Genomic DNA, 15,128 nt, shown 5'->3' with positions numbered 1-15,128 from the left:
AAGCCGTTGAGGGTGTCGGGCCGGTCTTCAAGGCGTTTGAGCCGGTTTCGGAGGAGGGTTTCGAGCCGGTCGAGCCATGACGATGAGGTTGGCCAGGCCTTCTGAGACGTGCGCCCTGACGTCTTCGGCCGGGTTCAGGTCGGGCGGGTAGGCGGGCAGCAGGAACATTGTCAGCCACGCCCGCTCGGCGACGAGGTCCCTCATTCCGCGGGCGACGTGGGTGTTCAGCCGGTCCAAGACCAGCAGGATCGCTGCCCTGGCCAGCTGATGGAGACTGTCGACCAGCGCGATGAAGTCCTGTTCGCTCATGCTGTGGCGATTGCCTCCGACCGAGGGGTGAGTAACAACCCCTAACGAAATGATCTTCGGGCTGGTTGGATGTCCCGGGGGAGCGTTGATCTGGGGGTGCAGGGTGGCTCGGGGGAAGCCGTGGGAAGTGGACGATGAACTCTGGGCGGTGATCGAACCGCTCCTGCCGAGGGTGGAGCGACGGACTCGTCATCCTGGTCGGAGGTGACATCCGGACAGGCTGGTTTTCCAGGGCTTCCTGTTCGTTCTGCACCCCGGGATCTCGTGGGAACACCTCCCGCAGGAACTGGGGTTCGGATCGGGCATGCCTGCTGGCGACGCCTGGCCGAGTGGACCGAGGCCGACGTCTGGCCGCGGCTGCATGAGACCCTTCTGGCCCGGCTCCGCGGGGCCGGCGCCCTGGACTTCTCGCGGGCCGTGGTCGACGGCTCCCACATACGCGCGTTAAAGGGGGCTCCAAAACAGGGCGAAGCCCCGTTGACCGGGGCAGAAATGGCAGCAAGCACCACCTGATCACCGATGCCACCCACATTCCGCTTGCCGCCCCCTTACTGGTGGCAACCGCAACGACGTCACCCAGTTCATCCCCCTGCTCCAAGCCGTCCCGCCGGTCCGCGGCAAGCGCGGCCGACCGCGTCGGCCGCCTGACACGGTGCTCGGGGATCGCGGCTACGACCACGACAAGTACCGACGCCTGGGCCTGGGCCCTGGGCGTGAAACCCGTCATCGCCCGACACGGCGTCCCACACGGCTCCGGCCTCGGCACCGAACGCTGGGTTGTCGAGCGGACCTTCGCCCACCTCCACTGGTTCCGTCAGCTGCGGATCCGCTGGGAAGTACGGGACAACATCCACGAAGCCTTCCTCAGCCTTGCTTGCTCAGTCATCTGCTGGCGACGACTGAGAAGCCGATGTCGTTCCGATCTTGAGGGGTGTGCGTCGAACGGGAGTCTCGATCGGGTGATCGCTGCTGGCCGCAGGTATGAAGGCAGGGCCTCTTGGTAGCTCGGGGTTGCGAAGCCAACCGAGATCCAGGAGACCCTGTTGCGTCAGTTCTACGTGCTTGCGCCGGTGGAATTCAACTCGGTGTCGCCGTCGTGTGATTGTGTCGCTCACCGGTTCGGAAACGCAGCCGATCACCCGGAACGTGTTCGGCGGTATCCGTCGGACATGACGGATGCGGAGTGGGAGTCGGTCCGGCCGCTGTTGCCGGTGCCGGCCTGGCTGCGTGGCCGGGGCGGGCAGCCGGAGGCGTACTGCCATCGGGCGGGACTGGACGCGATCCGCTACCTCGTGGACAACGGCATCAAGTGGCGGGCGATGCCCGGGGACTTCCCGCCGTGGGACCGGGTGTATGCGTTCTTCCGCCGCTGGCGCGACCACGGCCTGGTCAAAGAGTTCCACGACCGGCTGCGCGGACAGGTCCGCGAAAGGCTGGGCCGTGACGCGGCACCGACGGCCGGCGTGATCGACTCGCAGTCAGTCAAGGCGGACGCCGTCGTCGCCTCGGACAGCCGCGGCTTCGACGGCGGCAAGCTGGTCAACGGCCGCAAGCGGCACGTCGTGGTCGACGCGCTCGGCCTGCTGCTGGGCGTGATGGTCACCGCCGCGGACACCGGCGACCGCTCCGCCGCCCGGGTACTGCTCGGGCAGGTCGCCGACGTGCACCACCGGCTGGAACTGATCTGGGCCGACGGCGGATACACCGGCAGCCTCGTCGACCACTGCCTCACCACGCTCGCGCTGGTCCTGGCGATCGTGAAACGCAGAGACGGCATTGCGCGGTTTCGTGGTGCTGCCCAAGCGGTGGATCGTCGAGCGGTTCTTCGCCCACCTGATGCGCACCCGCCGTCTGGTGCGCGACTTCGAACGCCGCACCGCAAGTGCCGAGGCGATGGTCTACTGGTCGATGACCCTGCTCATGACCCGCCGCCTTGGCCGGCCAGGCCCTGGGCGAGGGTGAACTGGCCCGGCTGTCGCTCGGCCAGCCAGCCCCGCGCGACCAGGCGTTTCGCCTTCGAGTGCAGCGTTTCCACCTTGGTCGGCACGGCGTCCAGGCCGAGCATAACGGCCAGTTCCTGGCAGGTCAGTGGCCCTTGGTGGAGCCGGTGCCGCCTGTCGAGAGCCCCGAGGATGCGCTGATAGTCCACCGACAGCACCGACCAGTCACGTCAGGGCCCTCAAAGGGGGGGGCTCACACCGGACCTTCGCCGGTCGACCGTGCCTCGGCCCGGCAGCAAACACCACCTCATCGTCGACCGGCACGGCACACCGCTCGTCGTCACGCTGACCAGCGGAAACCGCCACGACGTCACCCAACTCATGCCGCTTCTGGACGCCATCCCGCCGGTCCGCGGGTTACGCGGCCGACCCCGAAGCCACCCTCGACGGCTCTTCGCCGACCGGGGCTACGACTTCGACAAATACCGCCGCCTCGTCCGGGCTCGAGGGATCACACCCAAGATCGCCCGCCGCGGCACCACCCACGGCTCCGGGCTCGGCAGGACCCGCTGGGTCGTCGAGCGCACCTTCGCCTGGCTCCACCAGTTCAAGCGACTCCGCATCCGCTACGAGATACGCGCCGACCTGCACCTCGCCCTGCTCCAACTCGCTTGCAGCATCATCTGCTTGAGACGACTCCGAACCTCATTCTGAAACGATCAGTTAGGGGCTGGTGCCTCCGTACCAGTCCTGGTATCGGCGGGCCCGGGGGGGTGACCTGATGGTCGGCGGGGGTCTGCTTGATGGGGAGGTCGCGGCCGAGGGCTCCGCCTCGCACATCGGGCGGGGATCTGGCACGGCAACAGCCGTTGTGCACGCTTCCCTACTCAACCAGACCGCCGTTGACGCACGAAGGCGGACCTGGGCACAACAAAGGGTCCCCCGCGGCTAGAACGCCACGGGGGACCCTTTGTGTCTCTACCAGAGGTGCTGCACCCACAGCTGATTGCCTCCGCCGTTCGGCTCCCACATGATGGGCCGAGCGCCCCAGGTGCCCGTGCCTCCCGGGACGTCGACCACCTGGTTGAGAGGGGTGTTCACGATGGCATTAGTTCCTCCGCCAAAGGCGAAGACCTGGTTCCAGGTGTTGTTGCAGTGCCAAAGGATCAGCTGGGAGCCCGTCCTGGTGTCGTCGTGCCGGTCCAGGCACAGGTTGCTCCTGGAGTTGACGATCCTCGGGCGTCCCTTGGAGTCCCAGCTTGTGTACCAGAACTGGTTCGAACCCCCGTTGCACTCCCACTGGATCACAGCGGCGCCAGGGCCGGCACCGCCACTGCCGTCCAGGCAGAGCCCCGTCTGATAGTTCCACAGCGACCCCTGGAAAGAGGCTGCGGAGGCGGGCTGTGCCACCACCAGGCTGCCGCCGACCATCGCCAGGCTCGCCGTGGCCACCGCCATCAAACGCCTGACGGTTCTACTCGACTTGATCTTTGAGATCATGATCCCCCCTCAAGGAAACAGGCCGTGCCCCCCTTGGCACGGCTTCCTACCAAGATCGATAGTAGGCCATTTCGGGGTACACAACCCCTCTCCGGGAGCCGCCGTCTCACCGTCCGGACTGGCCTCAACTCCCCAGCCGCCTAAGCGGAATGCTTCCGGGTGACCTTCGTCGCCACTCGCACTACGCGTCCCCTTGATGCGTACTCGAGGCATCGACGACAGTTCCCGGTCCCCGGTGTGCAAAAGTGGAACCGCGGCCATCGCTGTGGACGCTGATCAGGCCGCGGGCATGTTCGGCGTTGGCCTCAGCGTTCTGCCGAGTCAGTGAGAGTGACACCCTGATCAGGCGTCGCCCTCGGCATCGTGACCGGAATCGTACTCGGTGAGGAGCAAGGCGATGTCGTCGGCTCGGTACGAGGAGCCCCGGGCGTTGCGCAGGAGCCGGTCGGCGAGTTCGTCCGGTGACTCCGCAGGGGCGTGGGCCAGGGATGACCGCAGGCGGTCATCCCCACGTTGATGTCGGCGCCGCGTTCCTCGACCAGTCCGTCGGTGTAGAGGGCGAGGACGGGCCCTGGCGGGAGGTCGATCCGGGTTGCCGGATAGGCGCTTGTACGGTCCACGCCGAGGAGCGGGCCGATGTCCAGTTCAAGGGCGTTGGTCGTCGCGTCGGGACGGCGGAGCAGGGGTGGGGGGTGGCCGGCGGTGACGGCGTAGGCGTGGTGGCCGTGGGGTTCGAGGTGGATGTAGCAGCAGCTGGCCAGCAGCCCGGGGTCGAGGTCGAAGAGGGTTCGGTTGACGCCCGCCATCACATCGCCGGGCGTGTGGCCTACTGCCGCGAAAGTCCGTACGGCGCTGCGCAACTGGGCCATGGTGGCCGCGCGGCGACGCTGTGCCCCTCCACGTCTCCGATGACGAGAGCGACCCCACGACCGGCGGGAATGACGTCGTACCAATCGCCACCGATGTCCATTCCGCTGGTGCCGGGCAGATAGCGCGCGACAGTGCGGATGCCCGGGACTACTGGCGGCCTGTGCGGCAGGAGCGCCTGCTGCAGGCCGCGCGCGAGGACGAACTCCGAGTCGTAGACGAGTTGGGTGACGACGAGCCGGTCATGCGGTGGATCGGCGCTGTGGTGATCCACCACACACCACCCCGCCTGGACTACCGTCGGCGGTTCCGCGTAGACATGGATCATGCCGGAAGAGTCTCCCGCCCCTGAATCCCCGCTCATACAGAGCCTGCGCACAGCCGTGGCCGCGGCCCCCGAGGATGTTCCTCTGCGGCTGCACCTCGCCGAGTTGCTGCTTGCCGCGGGCCTGCACGACGCCGCTGTAACGGAAGCCGCGGCGGCGTTGCAGCATGCGCCGGGGGACACGGCAGCGCGGGAGTTGATGGTGCGGGCGATGGGGATTCCGGCGGCCCCCGCGCCCCCGGCACCCGGGACCCAGGACACGTCCACGGCCGCTGAGCCGGCCGCGTCCACCGAGCCGGTCGCACCCGCGGAGCCGGCGGACACCGCCGAGCCGGCCGTGCCCGCGGAATCCGCCGCCCCCGACGAGTCGTCCCGCCGCGGCGGATTCAACTGGCGGGCGGCCGAGCAAGAGGTCGACGGCATCGTCGAACCCCGCTTCGTCGAGCCCCCGCTCGCCGCCGACGGCAGCGGCGACCCCGGGGACGCCGACGCCTGGGACGTGACCGGTCCCGGCGCCGTACGGCTCGCGGACGTCGGCGGCATGCAGGAGGTCAAGGACCGCCTCGAAGCCGCGTTCCTCGCGCCGATGCGCAACCCCGAACTGCGCAAGCTGTACGGCAAGAGCCTGCGCGGCGGGCTCCTCCTCTACGGTCCGCCCGGCTGCGGCAAGACCTTCATCGCGCGTGCCGTTGCCGGCGAACTCGGCGCGAGCTTCCTGTCCGTGTCCGTCAACGACGTCCTCGACATGTGGATCGGCAACTCCGAACGCAACATGCACGAGGTCTTCGAGACCGCCCGCCGTCAGGCGCCCTGTGTCGTCTTCCTCGACGAGCTGGACGCGCTCGGCGCCAAGCGCAGCCGTACACAGCACAGCGGCATGCGCAACACCGTCAACCAGCTCCTCACCGAGCTCGACGGCATCCACTCCGCCGCCAACGAAGGCGTGTTCGTCCTCGCCGCCACCAATGTCCCCTGGGACGTGGACATCGCGCTCCGGCGTCCGGGACGGCTCGACCGCACGCTGCTCGTCCTGCCGCCCGACGCCACCGCCCGCGACGCGATCCTCCGCTACCACCTGCGCGAACGTCCCATCGAGGCAGTCGACCTGGGACGCCTCGTCAAGGCGACGGACGGCCTCTCGGGTGCCGACCTGGCCCATGTCTGCGAGTCGGCCGCCGAGAGCGCGCTGCTCGACTCGGCACGCACCGGCCGGATCCGCATGATCGGCACGAAGGACCTGCTCGACGCGGCGAAGTCGGTCGTCCCGTCGACCGAACCGTGGTTCGCGGCGGCGCGGAACGTGGCGATGTTCGCCAACGAGGGCGGTATGTACGACGACCTGGTGACGTACCTGAAGAAGAGGCGGAAGCTGTGAGCATGAATCCGGTGGTGGCGCGCGCCGGTGCGCTGCAGGCGGCAGACCGGTTCGAGGAGTCCAAGGCCGTACTGGCCCCCCACCTCGCCGAGGAGCCGGACGACGAATGGGCCTGGCAGCTGCTCGCCGTCGCCCACGAGAAGCTCGGCGAGTACGAGCCCGCGGAGCGGGCCGCCGCCGAGATGCTCCGGATCTCGCCCGGGCACGTCGGCGCGCTCATTCTGCTGTCCCGGGTGCTGCTCCGCCTCGGCAGGCAGTCCGAGGCGCGGGCGGCGGCAGAGGAGGCCGTCCGCAGGGCGCCCGACAAGTGGTCCTCGCATCTCGCACTGTCCGGCGTGCTCGTCGCCTATTCGTCGGCCCCGCCCGCCGATCACGAGCGGGCGTACGAGGCGGCCCACGAGGCCGTGCGCCTCGCCCCGCATGAGCCCGACGCCCACCAGGCCCTGTGCTTCGCGGCCGTACGCACGCAGCGTCAGGACGTCGCGAAGCAGGCCCTGGTCGAATGGCTGCGCCTCGACCCGTCCAACGAGACGGCCCAGGCCATGCACACCGACGCGACGGCCAACGCCCCGGCCGTCACGGCCGCCCAGGCCGCGGAGATGTACTCAACAGGGCTGGCGGGCACACCCCAGTCCCCGATGCTGCGCAGCGGCCTCGACCATGCCACGTACCGCCTGCTGCGGGGCACACGCTGGCTCGCGCTCGTCTGTCTGGCCGCTGCGGGGGTGACGATCGACCTCTTCGCCACGACCAAGGACCCGATCCTGCGGGAGCTGCCCGTACCGCTCGGCAACCGCGTCTGGGTGCTGATGGTCATGGCCGCGATCTGGGGCTTCGGCGCGCTGTTCCGCTACCACCGGATGCGTACCGGAGTGCAGCTCAACATCCGCTCCCTCGTACGCCGCGGCCCCTGGGCCCGGATCGTGCTGGGACAGGCGGCGTGGACCATGCTCTGCGCGCTGCTGATATCCCAGATCCCGTGGACCGATCGGGGTGTGCCCGAGGTCCTGTTCTGGGCCGGCTTGGTGGTGCCGCTGTCGACCATGGCGTACGACCGCAGGAAGACTGGGTGACCGGGGCTCGCGGGCGTCGCAGGCCTCGGGGGGAACGGAACCGTGGTAGGTCGGCTACGCCTCCGACATCTACCACGGCGCCGTCAATGGCTTCACCACGTCCGACACCGACGCGTTCAGTCCGATAACCAGCCGGGCGGCATGGGGCGATCACGAGGGCCCGTTGCCGATCATCGAGGGCACCGTGATCCGGTTGACGGTCGCGAAACTGCCCAGTGGCGGGGTGAACAAGCCCGTCTGGCTGTGGTGGTCAGGAACCGGCGCCCGCGCCGAGGACGTCGACCGGTGCTGGCGGACCTTCCTGCGAAGGTTCGACGTGGAGCACACCTTTCGTCTGCTGAAACAGACACTGGACCCGGCCCAAGCTCCGGGACTCCCAGGCCGCCGACCGCTGGACCTGGCTCGTCCTGGCCGCACACGCCCAACTCCGGCTCGCCCGCCCACTCGCGAGTGACCTTCGCCGGCCCTGGGAGAGGCCAGCGGAACCGAACAGACTCACCCCCGCTCGGGTTCGGCGGGGGTTCAGGAATCTGCACGCGAAGACCGGCACGCCAGCCGGTGCACCGAAACCGACCCGGCCCGGCCCCAGCCGACCACCCGGGTCAGCCGTGACCGCCGACCTGACCCTGGAGTGGAGTTCCGGCGGCACCGAGGGCGCCGTGAAAATCCTGCGCCACTCCCGCGCACACTTCCCTGTAGGGGGTCGGTGAGTGTCACGTACTCCGTCTGCCCCGGCGCGTCTTGGCAATGCGGTGCCATAGTCCGCCTCTCTCGGCAGCAGGCGGGAGAGCGCGGGTGATTTCGGTCAGCACCGCGGTTACCTCGGCGTTCTCACCGAGTCGCGCCGCCAGTGCCATCGCCTGTGCGTGGAGTTCGCGAGCCTCCTCGGTGCGCCCGCCGGCGACGAAAGCGAGCCCGAGCCGTGCGAGGGCGTCGCAAAGGGCGTGCTCGTGCGCCCTGAGATCCTCTGCGGCCAGCTGCCTGAAGACGTCCACGCCCTCCGCGGCCCGCAGCACGGCGTCTTCCGGTCGGCCCGCCTCCAACAGCTTCGCACTGAGATGGATCAACAGGTCGGCGAAGTACCTCTGGAAGGCTCCCGGGGCCGCCTGTGCCTGGCGTCTGCGGATCTCCATGGCTTCCTGAGCGGGGGCGACGGCCTCCGAGTGCCGGCCCAGGTCCGCGAGCGCAACGCTGAGGTTGTGCAGTGCTCCCGCGAGTTCCACCTCGGGAAGTGCGGGGTCGTCCCCGCGTGCCCATCGGCGTCCGATGGACACGGCCTCCTCGGCGGCCACCCGGCGCCTTTCCGGATCGGGCTCCTGGATGCCGAGGTTCGCAAGGGAACGTCCCACCAGGGGTTCGGCGTCAGGCTGGTCCCGGGCGAGTTCCCGGTAGATCCTGATGGACTCTTGTGTCGCGGCGACAGCCTCCGCCCGCCGCCCGGCCCCGAACAGCGCCATGCCGAGGATGGTGTGGAGCCCGCCCCTGTCGCTCGTCGTTCCGTGACCGTCGACCACTGCCAGCGCCGCCTCCGCCACAGCGGTTCCGTCGTCGAAGTAGCGCCACTGGAAGAGGCGATACACGAGGTCGAAAGCGATGCGTACCACGACGTCCGGGTGGCTCCCGGAGAAGGTCTGGGCGGCAGCGGTGAGGTTCGCGCGCTCGCCCTTGAGCCAGCCGAGCGCTTCACTCGAGCCGCCCGGGCGGGGGTGTGCCGGAGTTCAGGGTCAGACCGCCACGGCCGCCCTGCGGGGTGGCGGTGTTCAGCGCCGGGCTGCCACGGCTGCCGCGGCCGCGGCCATGATGCGGTGCAGGACGGGGACCGGGATCGCGGGATTGGTGACCGCCGCGCATGCCGTGTCGCGGTCGTGCAGCAGCCCGGCAAGGACGCGGGCCGGCAGCCGCAGATTGCGCATCGCGGTCCCGCGGACGTGGGCTGCTGGGTCGTTCAGCAGCCGCACCGCGTCGGCCGGTGACAGCCGGGTGTCCTCGGCCGCGCGGCGGCGCACCTCGGCTTCTGGGTCGCGGGCGAGACGTGCGACGTCGGCAGGCGTGGACTCCGGATCGTCCAGGGCCAGGCGGCGCATCCGCCCACCGGGGTCGCCGGCGTAGCGCAGCAGTCCCGTACGGGGGAAGTTGGGGTGGCTGCGAGGGCGGTCGGGGTGAGTGAAACTGCCGTCCCACCAGCGCCAGACCTCCAGCAGCATCTCGGCCGGCGCGTCATCGCACGATTCGGCGAGGAACAGGCGGACCGTCCGGTCCTCGTCCCGCGCCAGACGCTCCACGACGTCCGGTGGAAGATGCCGGGCACGGGCCACGCTTCGGCGGATGAGCGGATGGGACGATACGGCGAGGCGGCGCATCGCGTCGGCGTCACCGTGCAGGCCCTCGACCCAGGGCAGAGTGCGCGACATCGACGTCGGGTCGAAGTCGTAGCGCACCGCGGCACGCTGCTCCTCGTTGAGGTCGGGCCGCAGTGCCACCGCCGAGCGGATGTCGTCGTATGGGTCCTCCGCCAGGACGGCGACGCTGTGTGCACTGAGCCGCGGGTTGGCGGCCAGCGCTCGGCGTACCTCCGCGTCCCCGTCCCGGACCAGCTCCGCCTCCAGCTCGGGCGAGAGACGGCACTGTTCGAGCGCGCGCCGGGGCGCGGGCAGCGCGGCAAAGACCTCGCGAGGCATGGGGACGCCGGTGTGGTGGGCGAGCAGCGCCGCCGTACGCACCGCGTCGTCGGTGTCGGCCAGCAGTCGCGCCCGCAGCGGCGCGGCGAGGTCTTCCCACCGGGCGCAGGCAGTCGCCCGCACCCGGGGATCGGCGTCGGCCGCGAGGCTGGGGAGGTGGTGTGCGGGGAGCCCCGGGAGTTCGGCGGCCTGAGCGTGGGACGGGCCAGCGAGGAGGTCGTCGTACAGGTCCCCGGGGAGTTCGACGCCCCAGGCGCAGGCATGCTCGGCCCAGAGCACGCGCCGGCTCGGCGACGGTTCGGCGCGGACCAGGCGTACCCACTGGTCGGACGTGAGCTTGGGCCGGAAGGTGTCCGCGGGCCTTGAGCGCACCCGCGGATCGGGATGCGCCACGGCGGCGTCGAGGACGGCGGGCCGGTCGCATCCGTGCAGGAAGCCCACCTCCACATCCAGCAGCCGGATCAGCAGCTCGTCCGTCGCGGCCGGATTGGACCCGATCCCCTCCGCCCAGTGCAAAGGCCACGCGTGTCGGCGGGGCACCGCCGCCCACACCTCGGCGCGCTCGACCTCCGTCTCGCGCCCGGCGGCCGCGGCGGCCTCATCCAGCCGCTCTGACAGTCGGTCGAGGGCCGTCACCCGAGGCCCGTCCGCGCCGGGCACCTCCGCCAGCAGCACCTGCCCATCGAGGGAGAGCGCCACGAACCCGGGGTCGCCGGTCAGCCCCGGCACACCGCCGCCGGCGTAGCGGACCCGGGTCCACCAGGAGTCGTTGCCGCCGATCCGATGTCCGAGGACGGCCACCAGGAACTCGCCGTCGGCATCTGCAAGGCGGCGCCACCACGCGGCGTCGAGCGCCTCCCGGACCGCGCCGTCCGGCGCCGCGATCCCCCGCGCGATCCGCCAGCCGGCCTCCGGCGGGAACAGGCTGCCCGGGCGCATGTCCTCGACGACCGTGAGTCCGGCGCATGGGAGCAGTTCGTGGAGTTCCTCTCGGTGCTGCACGCGGTCATGATCCCCGCCGACTCGCGGTGGGACAAGGCCCTCAGCCCAGGCGCAACCGGCCCTCACCCGCGTACACGTCATTGGCTGCGATGTCGTTCGGCCCCGCCCGGGCGGCTCGAGTTGGCCCCACTCGTGCAGCAGAGGCTTTCGCTGGCTCCGGCAGAGACCGGGCATCTAGGAACAGCGTTTGTCGACTGGTTCCGGAGTCAGTTGGTGATCATGCGGTTCGTGAATGTCGAGCAGAAGTGACGGCGTTCTCGCGGGGCGGCGAGAAAAGGGAAGGCGGAAGCCAACTGGCCGTTGACAGGATGTCCGCGCTGAACCCCCGAGGGGAAAGGACCCCACGACCGTGGCTCGTGCCATCACTTTGATCCGCTCCACCGCCCTGTCCGACGTCGCCGAGTACGCCTACGCGGCCACGGCGCCCGCCGAGTCACGCCTGATCTTCCTTGCAGGGGCGTGTCCGCTGAACGATGACGGCTCCACAGCAGCGATCGGGGACTACGAGGGCCAAGCGGCAAAAGCCATCGAGAACATGCAGGCCGCTCTTACTGTCTCAGGCGCGTCACTCCAGGACGTCATTAGCACACGGGTTCTCGTCGCATCGGCCCGGCGGGAGGACCTGGTGGCCGCCTGGCAGGTTGTCCGGGACTCGTTCGCTGACCATGACGTCCCCAGCACGTTGATGGGCGTCACCGTGCTCGGTTACAAGGACCAACTCGTCGAGATCGAGGCCGTCGCCGCCGTGCTCGATTGAGACATCTTCCAAGGACACCGCAAACGCGGGATGGCCAGGCGTCCGCCAGGACGGCTGGCCATCGAGGAACGTAGGCTGCGGTCAGCCGGCCTTTGCAGGATCCTCGGCTCGGGCTCGTAGGATCCGGTCCCCAGTGCTGCCGTATTCGGCGGGGGCCGTGCATCCCGATGCTGCCCTGGCAAGAGCCGCCATGCCTCCCAAACTCAGGTTCTGGCTCAACTTCTGTGGAGCTGCGCCGCGCCTCGGTGCGTTGCCGTGTGCAGCCGCCCCACTGACGTGCCGCTTTCAGAGCGCTAGCTTTCGCAATCCGCCCAGCAGCGGGCCCCACCACAGAAGTTGAGCCAGAACCCAAACTCATCAACATCACCCGACCGTGGTTTTGGGCGCCTCCCAAACCCATCGACAAGTGACGTCAACTACTGCTCGATAAAGCCACACACCCGAGGCCGGTGCGGTACTCGGGCAGGTCCGGCAGGAAACCCCAGGCGAGCGCGAACATCAGCGCCGGTCCGACGATCCAGTTCAGGAGCAGGGACGTGATGAGCAGGCGCCGGTCGCCGGTAACCGTGTCCAGGCGGTCGTAGCGGACCTTGGCGAGGACCGGGCACATCATCACGAGCAGGCCGAGCGCGATCGGCAGTGAGACGCCGGTGACGGTGACCTTCGCGAGCGCGTCCCCCAGGCCGGGAACGAGGCGGCCCAGGCCGAGACCCGACGGCCACCGCGAGCAGGATCCACACGGCCAGGAACCGGTCCAGAACGACAGCCGTCCGGCCATCGGCCCGGCCGCAGTGGCAGTAGCCCCGCTCACGATGCGGCCCCGGCAGGTTCGGCGACCGGGGCGCCGGGGCGGGTCAGGACGGCAGCGAGCCGGTCGGTCGTTTCGGGCAGCAGCCGGTAGTACACCCACGTCCCGCGCCGCTCGGAGTCGATCAGCCCGGCCTGCTTCAGCAGCTTGAGGTGGTGGGAGATCGTCGGCTGGGACAGCTCGAAGGCCGGGGTCAGATCGCAGACGCAGATCTCCCCGCCCGCACGGGACGCGATCATCGACAGCAGCCTCAGCCGCACCGGGTCGCCCAGCGCCTTGAACACCTTCGCCAGATCGGCGGCCTCATCCTCGTCAAGCGGCGCGGCCAGCAGCGTGGGGCAGCATCCGCCGTCCCCGTCCTGGCCGAGCACCACAAGCTCTTGTTTCGACATGCTTCTATGTTGACGTTTTTCTATCCAAGGCGCAAGGTTGTATCGACAGGCATCAATGCAACTCGATTGGGGAGACCGTCATGTCCCGTGCTCAGCTCGCGCTCAACGTCGCCGACCTCGAAGCGTCGGTCGCCTTCTACTCCAAGCTGTTCGGCGTCGAACCCGCCAAGCGCCGCCCCTGCTACGCGAACTTTGCCATCACCACCCCGCCGCTCAAGCTCGTCCTCATTGAGGGCGAGCCCGGCCAGGAGACCCGCCTGGACCACCTCGGCGTCGAGGTCGACACCACCGACGAAGTCACCGCCGCCACTGCCCGCCTCAAGGACGCCGGCCTCGCCACCTTCGAGGAGAACGACACGTCCTGCTGCTACGCCCTCCAGGACAAGGTGTGGGTCCACGGCCCCGGCAAGGAGCCGTGGGAGGTCTACGTCGTCAAGGCCGACGCCTACCAGCTGGGCAAGAGCCCCGCTCTGGGCGGCGACGCCTGCTGTTCCGGGCAGAGCGAGACCGCCGGGACAACAGCGTCCGCGCCGGCTGCCGCAGGCTGTGCCTGCGGCAGCTGAGACCAGCGACCTGCCAATCCGCTGATCCGCGAGGGCCCGGGTCCCGTCAGGCCGAGGCCGTTTGCCAGGGTGCACCGGGAACGGGCCGACCGTGCGCCGCCGGCCAGTGCTCCGGCCGCGCCAGGGCGGGTGAAGGTAAGCGCCGGTTAGCTGCGGGCACGGGACTTTCGTGCGCCGTAGACGGCGGCGCCGACGGCCAGGACGGCGGCTCCGGAGATGACGGAGGTCAGCGGCAGGGCGAACGCGAGGACCGCGCAGCCGGCCAGGCCGAGGACGGGGACGGCGCGCGGCGGAAGGCCCTCGGCTGGGGTGAGGTTGTAGGCGGCGGCGTTGGCGATGGCGTAGTAGGCCAAGACGCCGAAGGATGAGAAGCCGATCGCGCCGCGCACGTCGACGGTGGCGGCGGCGATGGCGACAACCGCTCCGACGGCGAGTTCGGCGTGATGCGGTACGCCGAAGCGTGGATGGACCGCAGCCAAGGTGTGGGGCAGATGGCGGTCGCGGGCCATGGCCAGCGTGGTGCGGGAGACCCCGAGGATCAGCGCGAGCAGGGACCCGAGGGCCGCGACGGCCGCTCCGACGCGCACGACAGGGGCCAAGTCGGGAACGCCCGCCGCCCGTGCGGCCTCGGTGAGCGGTTCGGTGGCGTGGGCGAGCCGGTCGGGCCCGAGCACCGACAGGACCGCGACCGCCACGCAGGCGTAGACGACGAGGGTGATGGCCAGGGCGAGTGGGATCGCGCGGGGGATGGTGCGGGCCGGGTCGCGGACCTCTTCGCCGAGGGTGGCGATGCGGGCGTAGCCGGCGAAGGCGAAGAACAGCAGCCCGGCCGCCTGCAGAACACCGCCTGCCGTGGCGTCCGTGCCGATGTCCAGCCGGGCAGCCTCGGCGGTTCCCCCGGTCAGGCAGGCGGTGACCACCGCGGCGAGGACCGCCAGGACAAGGGCGACAATGACGCGGGTCAGCCGTGCGCTCTTCTGCACACCGGAGTAGTTGAGCGCGGTCAGCGCCACCACGGCAGCCACCGCGACCGTGTGGGCCTGGCCGGGCCAGGCGTAGGTGCCCACGGTCAGGGCCATGGCCGCGCAGGAGGCGGTCTTGCCGACGACGAACGCCCAGCCGGCCAGGTAGCCCCAGAAGTCACCGAGGCGCTCGCGGCCGTAGACGTAGGTGCCGCCGGAGGCCGGGTATCGGGCGGCCAGCCGCGCCGAAGACGTCGCGTTGCAGTACGCGACCACTGCGGCGAGAACGAGCCCGAGAAGCAGTCCGGACCCGGCCGCCTTCGCCGCCGGAGCGAGCGCGGCGAAGATGCCCGCCCCGATCATCGACCCCAGCCCGATCAGCACGGCATCGGACACCCCAAGGCGCCGCCTCAACTCGCCGCCACCGGCCGAAGCCCCCACCGCGTTCATCGCCCACCCCTTCGCGGCAGCCCGCTGCCGAATGCCCGCACACAAGATCTCGGCGCACCGTAGCGGAGCAAGGTGTCCCGCCGGAGCCAATAATCCACGCTTTCGTGAATTCAGCGAAAGCTGTACC

10 protein-coding genes and 7 pseudogenes are annotated in these 15,128 nt (G+C 69.9%); 8 read left to right on the top strand and 9 right to left on the bottom strand.

Features of this window, described 5'->3' with window-relative positions; translation table 11 throughout:
- Positions 1 to 27 precede the first annotated feature (27 nt).
- A complete protein-coding gene (locus OG883_RS41915) occupies positions 28 to 309 on the bottom strand; it encodes a transposase (RefSeq protein WP_266552855.1) in 282 nt (93 codons plus the stop codon).
- 103 nt (positions 310 to 412) lie between these two features.
- Between OG883_RS41915 and OG883_RS41910 the strand changes: the two are divergent.
- Positions 413 to 1,202: pseudogene (locus tag OG883_RS41910) on the top strand (IS5 family transposase); the annotation flags it as partial.
- Between the two features lie 276 nt (positions 1,203 to 1,478).
- A pseudogene (locus tag OG883_RS41905) lies at positions 1,479 to 2,027 on the top strand (IS5 family transposase); the annotation flags it as partial.
- 200 nt (positions 2,028 to 2,227) lie between these two features.
- Here the strand turns inward: OG883_RS41905 and OG883_RS41900 are convergent.
- Positions 2,228 to 2,473 (bottom strand): annotated as a pseudogene (locus tag OG883_RS41900) (hypothetical protein); the annotation flags it as partial.
- Positions 2,474 to 2,506: 33 nt separating this feature from the next.
- Between OG883_RS41900 and OG883_RS41895 the strand changes: the two are divergent.
- Positions 2,507 to 2,963: pseudogene (locus OG883_RS41895) on the top strand (IS5 family transposase); the annotation flags it as partial.
- Positions 2,964 to 3,227: 264 nt separating this feature from the next.
- Here OG883_RS41895 and OG883_RS41890 read toward each other — a convergent pair.
- Positions 3,228 to 3,749 (bottom strand): RICIN domain-containing protein, encoded by a 522-nt coding sequence (locus tag OG883_RS41890; protein ID WP_266552192.1) that lies wholly within the window; start codon positions 3,747 to 3,749, stop codon positions 3,228 to 3,230.
- Between the two features lie 342 nt (positions 3,750 to 4,091).
- A pseudogene (locus OG883_RS41885) lies at positions 4,092 to 4,836 on the bottom strand (PP2C family protein-serine/threonine phosphatase); the annotation flags it as partial.
- Between the two features lie 106 nt (positions 4,837 to 4,942).
- On the opposite strand from OG883_RS41885, the gene OG883_RS41880 reads away from it, so the two are divergent.
- The 3 genes and pseudogenes from OG883_RS41880 to OG883_RS46970 form a co-directional block, all read left to right on the top strand.
- Positions 4,943 to 6,316, top strand: coding sequence for a 26S protease regulatory subunit (locus tag OG883_RS41880; RefSeq protein ID WP_266552852.1), 1,374 nt, complete (start codon positions 4,943 to 4,945; stop codon positions 6,314 to 6,316).
- 2 nt (positions 6,317 to 6,318) lie between these two features.
- Positions 6,319 to 7,389: a tetratricopeptide repeat protein gene (locus tag OG883_RS41875; protein WP_266553292.1), complete on the top strand. Its 1,071-nt coding sequence runs from the start codon at positions 6,319 to 6,321 to the stop codon at positions 7,387 to 7,389.
- Positions 7,390 to 7,513: 124 nt separating this feature from the next.
- A pseudogene (locus OG883_RS46970) lies at positions 7,514 to 7,994 on the top strand (transposase); the annotation flags it as partial.
- A gap of 108 nt (positions 7,995 to 8,102) precedes the next feature.
- Here OG883_RS46970 and OG883_RS41870 read toward each other — a convergent pair.
- Both OG883_RS41870 and OG883_RS41865 read right to left on the bottom strand, forming a co-directional pair.
- A complete protein-coding gene (locus OG883_RS41870) occupies positions 8,103 to 8,993 on the bottom strand; it encodes a tetratricopeptide repeat protein (RefSeq protein WP_266552849.1) in 891 nt (296 codons plus the stop codon).
- A gap of 156 nt (positions 8,994 to 9,149) precedes the next feature.
- Positions 9,150 to 11,069 (bottom strand): hypothetical protein, encoded by a 1,920-nt coding sequence (locus OG883_RS41865; RefSeq protein ID WP_266552846.1) that lies wholly within the window; start codon positions 11,067 to 11,069, stop codon positions 9,150 to 9,152.
- Between the two features lie 349 nt (positions 11,070 to 11,418).
- Here OG883_RS41865 and OG883_RS41860 point away from each other — a divergent pair, with 349 nt between their 5' ends.
- Entirely contained in the window at positions 11,419 to 11,826 is a 408-nt protein-coding gene (locus OG883_RS41860; RefSeq protein WP_266552832.1) for a RidA family protein, read from the top strand.
- Between the two features lie 442 nt (positions 11,827 to 12,268).
- Here OG883_RS41860 and OG883_RS41855 read toward each other — a convergent pair.
- Together OG883_RS41855 and OG883_RS41850 are read right to left on the bottom strand one after the other, a co-directional pair.
- A pseudogene (locus tag OG883_RS41855) lies at positions 12,269 to 12,604 on the bottom strand (arsenic resistance protein); the annotation flags it as partial.
- Positions 12,605 to 12,633: 29 nt separating this feature from the next.
- Positions 12,634 to 13,026, bottom strand: a complete 393-nt coding sequence (locus OG883_RS41850; RefSeq protein ID WP_266552829.1) for a helix-turn-helix transcriptional regulator — start codon at positions 13,024 to 13,026, stop codon at positions 12,634 to 12,636.
- An 80-nt stretch (positions 13,027 to 13,106) separates the two neighbouring features.
- On the opposite strand from OG883_RS41850, the gene OG883_RS41845 reads away from it, so the two are divergent.
- Complete coding sequence (locus tag OG883_RS41845; protein ID WP_266552826.1) at positions 13,107 to 13,589, top strand: ArsI/CadI family heavy metal resistance metalloenzyme; 483 nt, start codon at positions 13,107 to 13,109, stop codon at positions 13,587 to 13,589.
- 146 nt (positions 13,590 to 13,735) lie between these two features.
- Here the strand turns inward: OG883_RS41845 and OG883_RS41840 are convergent, their stop codons facing one another.
- A complete protein-coding gene (locus OG883_RS41840) occupies positions 13,736 to 15,001 on the bottom strand; it encodes an APC family permease (RefSeq protein ID WP_266552823.1) in 1,266 nt (421 codons plus the stop codon).
- Positions 15,002 to 15,128: the final 127 nt, after the last annotated feature.

This window comes from Streptomyces sp. NBC_01142, from assembly GCF_026341125.1.
Lineage (GTDB): Bacteria > Actinomycetota > Actinomycetes > Streptomycetales > Streptomycetaceae > Streptomyces.
Note: the sequence above shows the minus strand (reverse complement) of the source record. Positions and strands in the feature narration are given on the sequence as shown.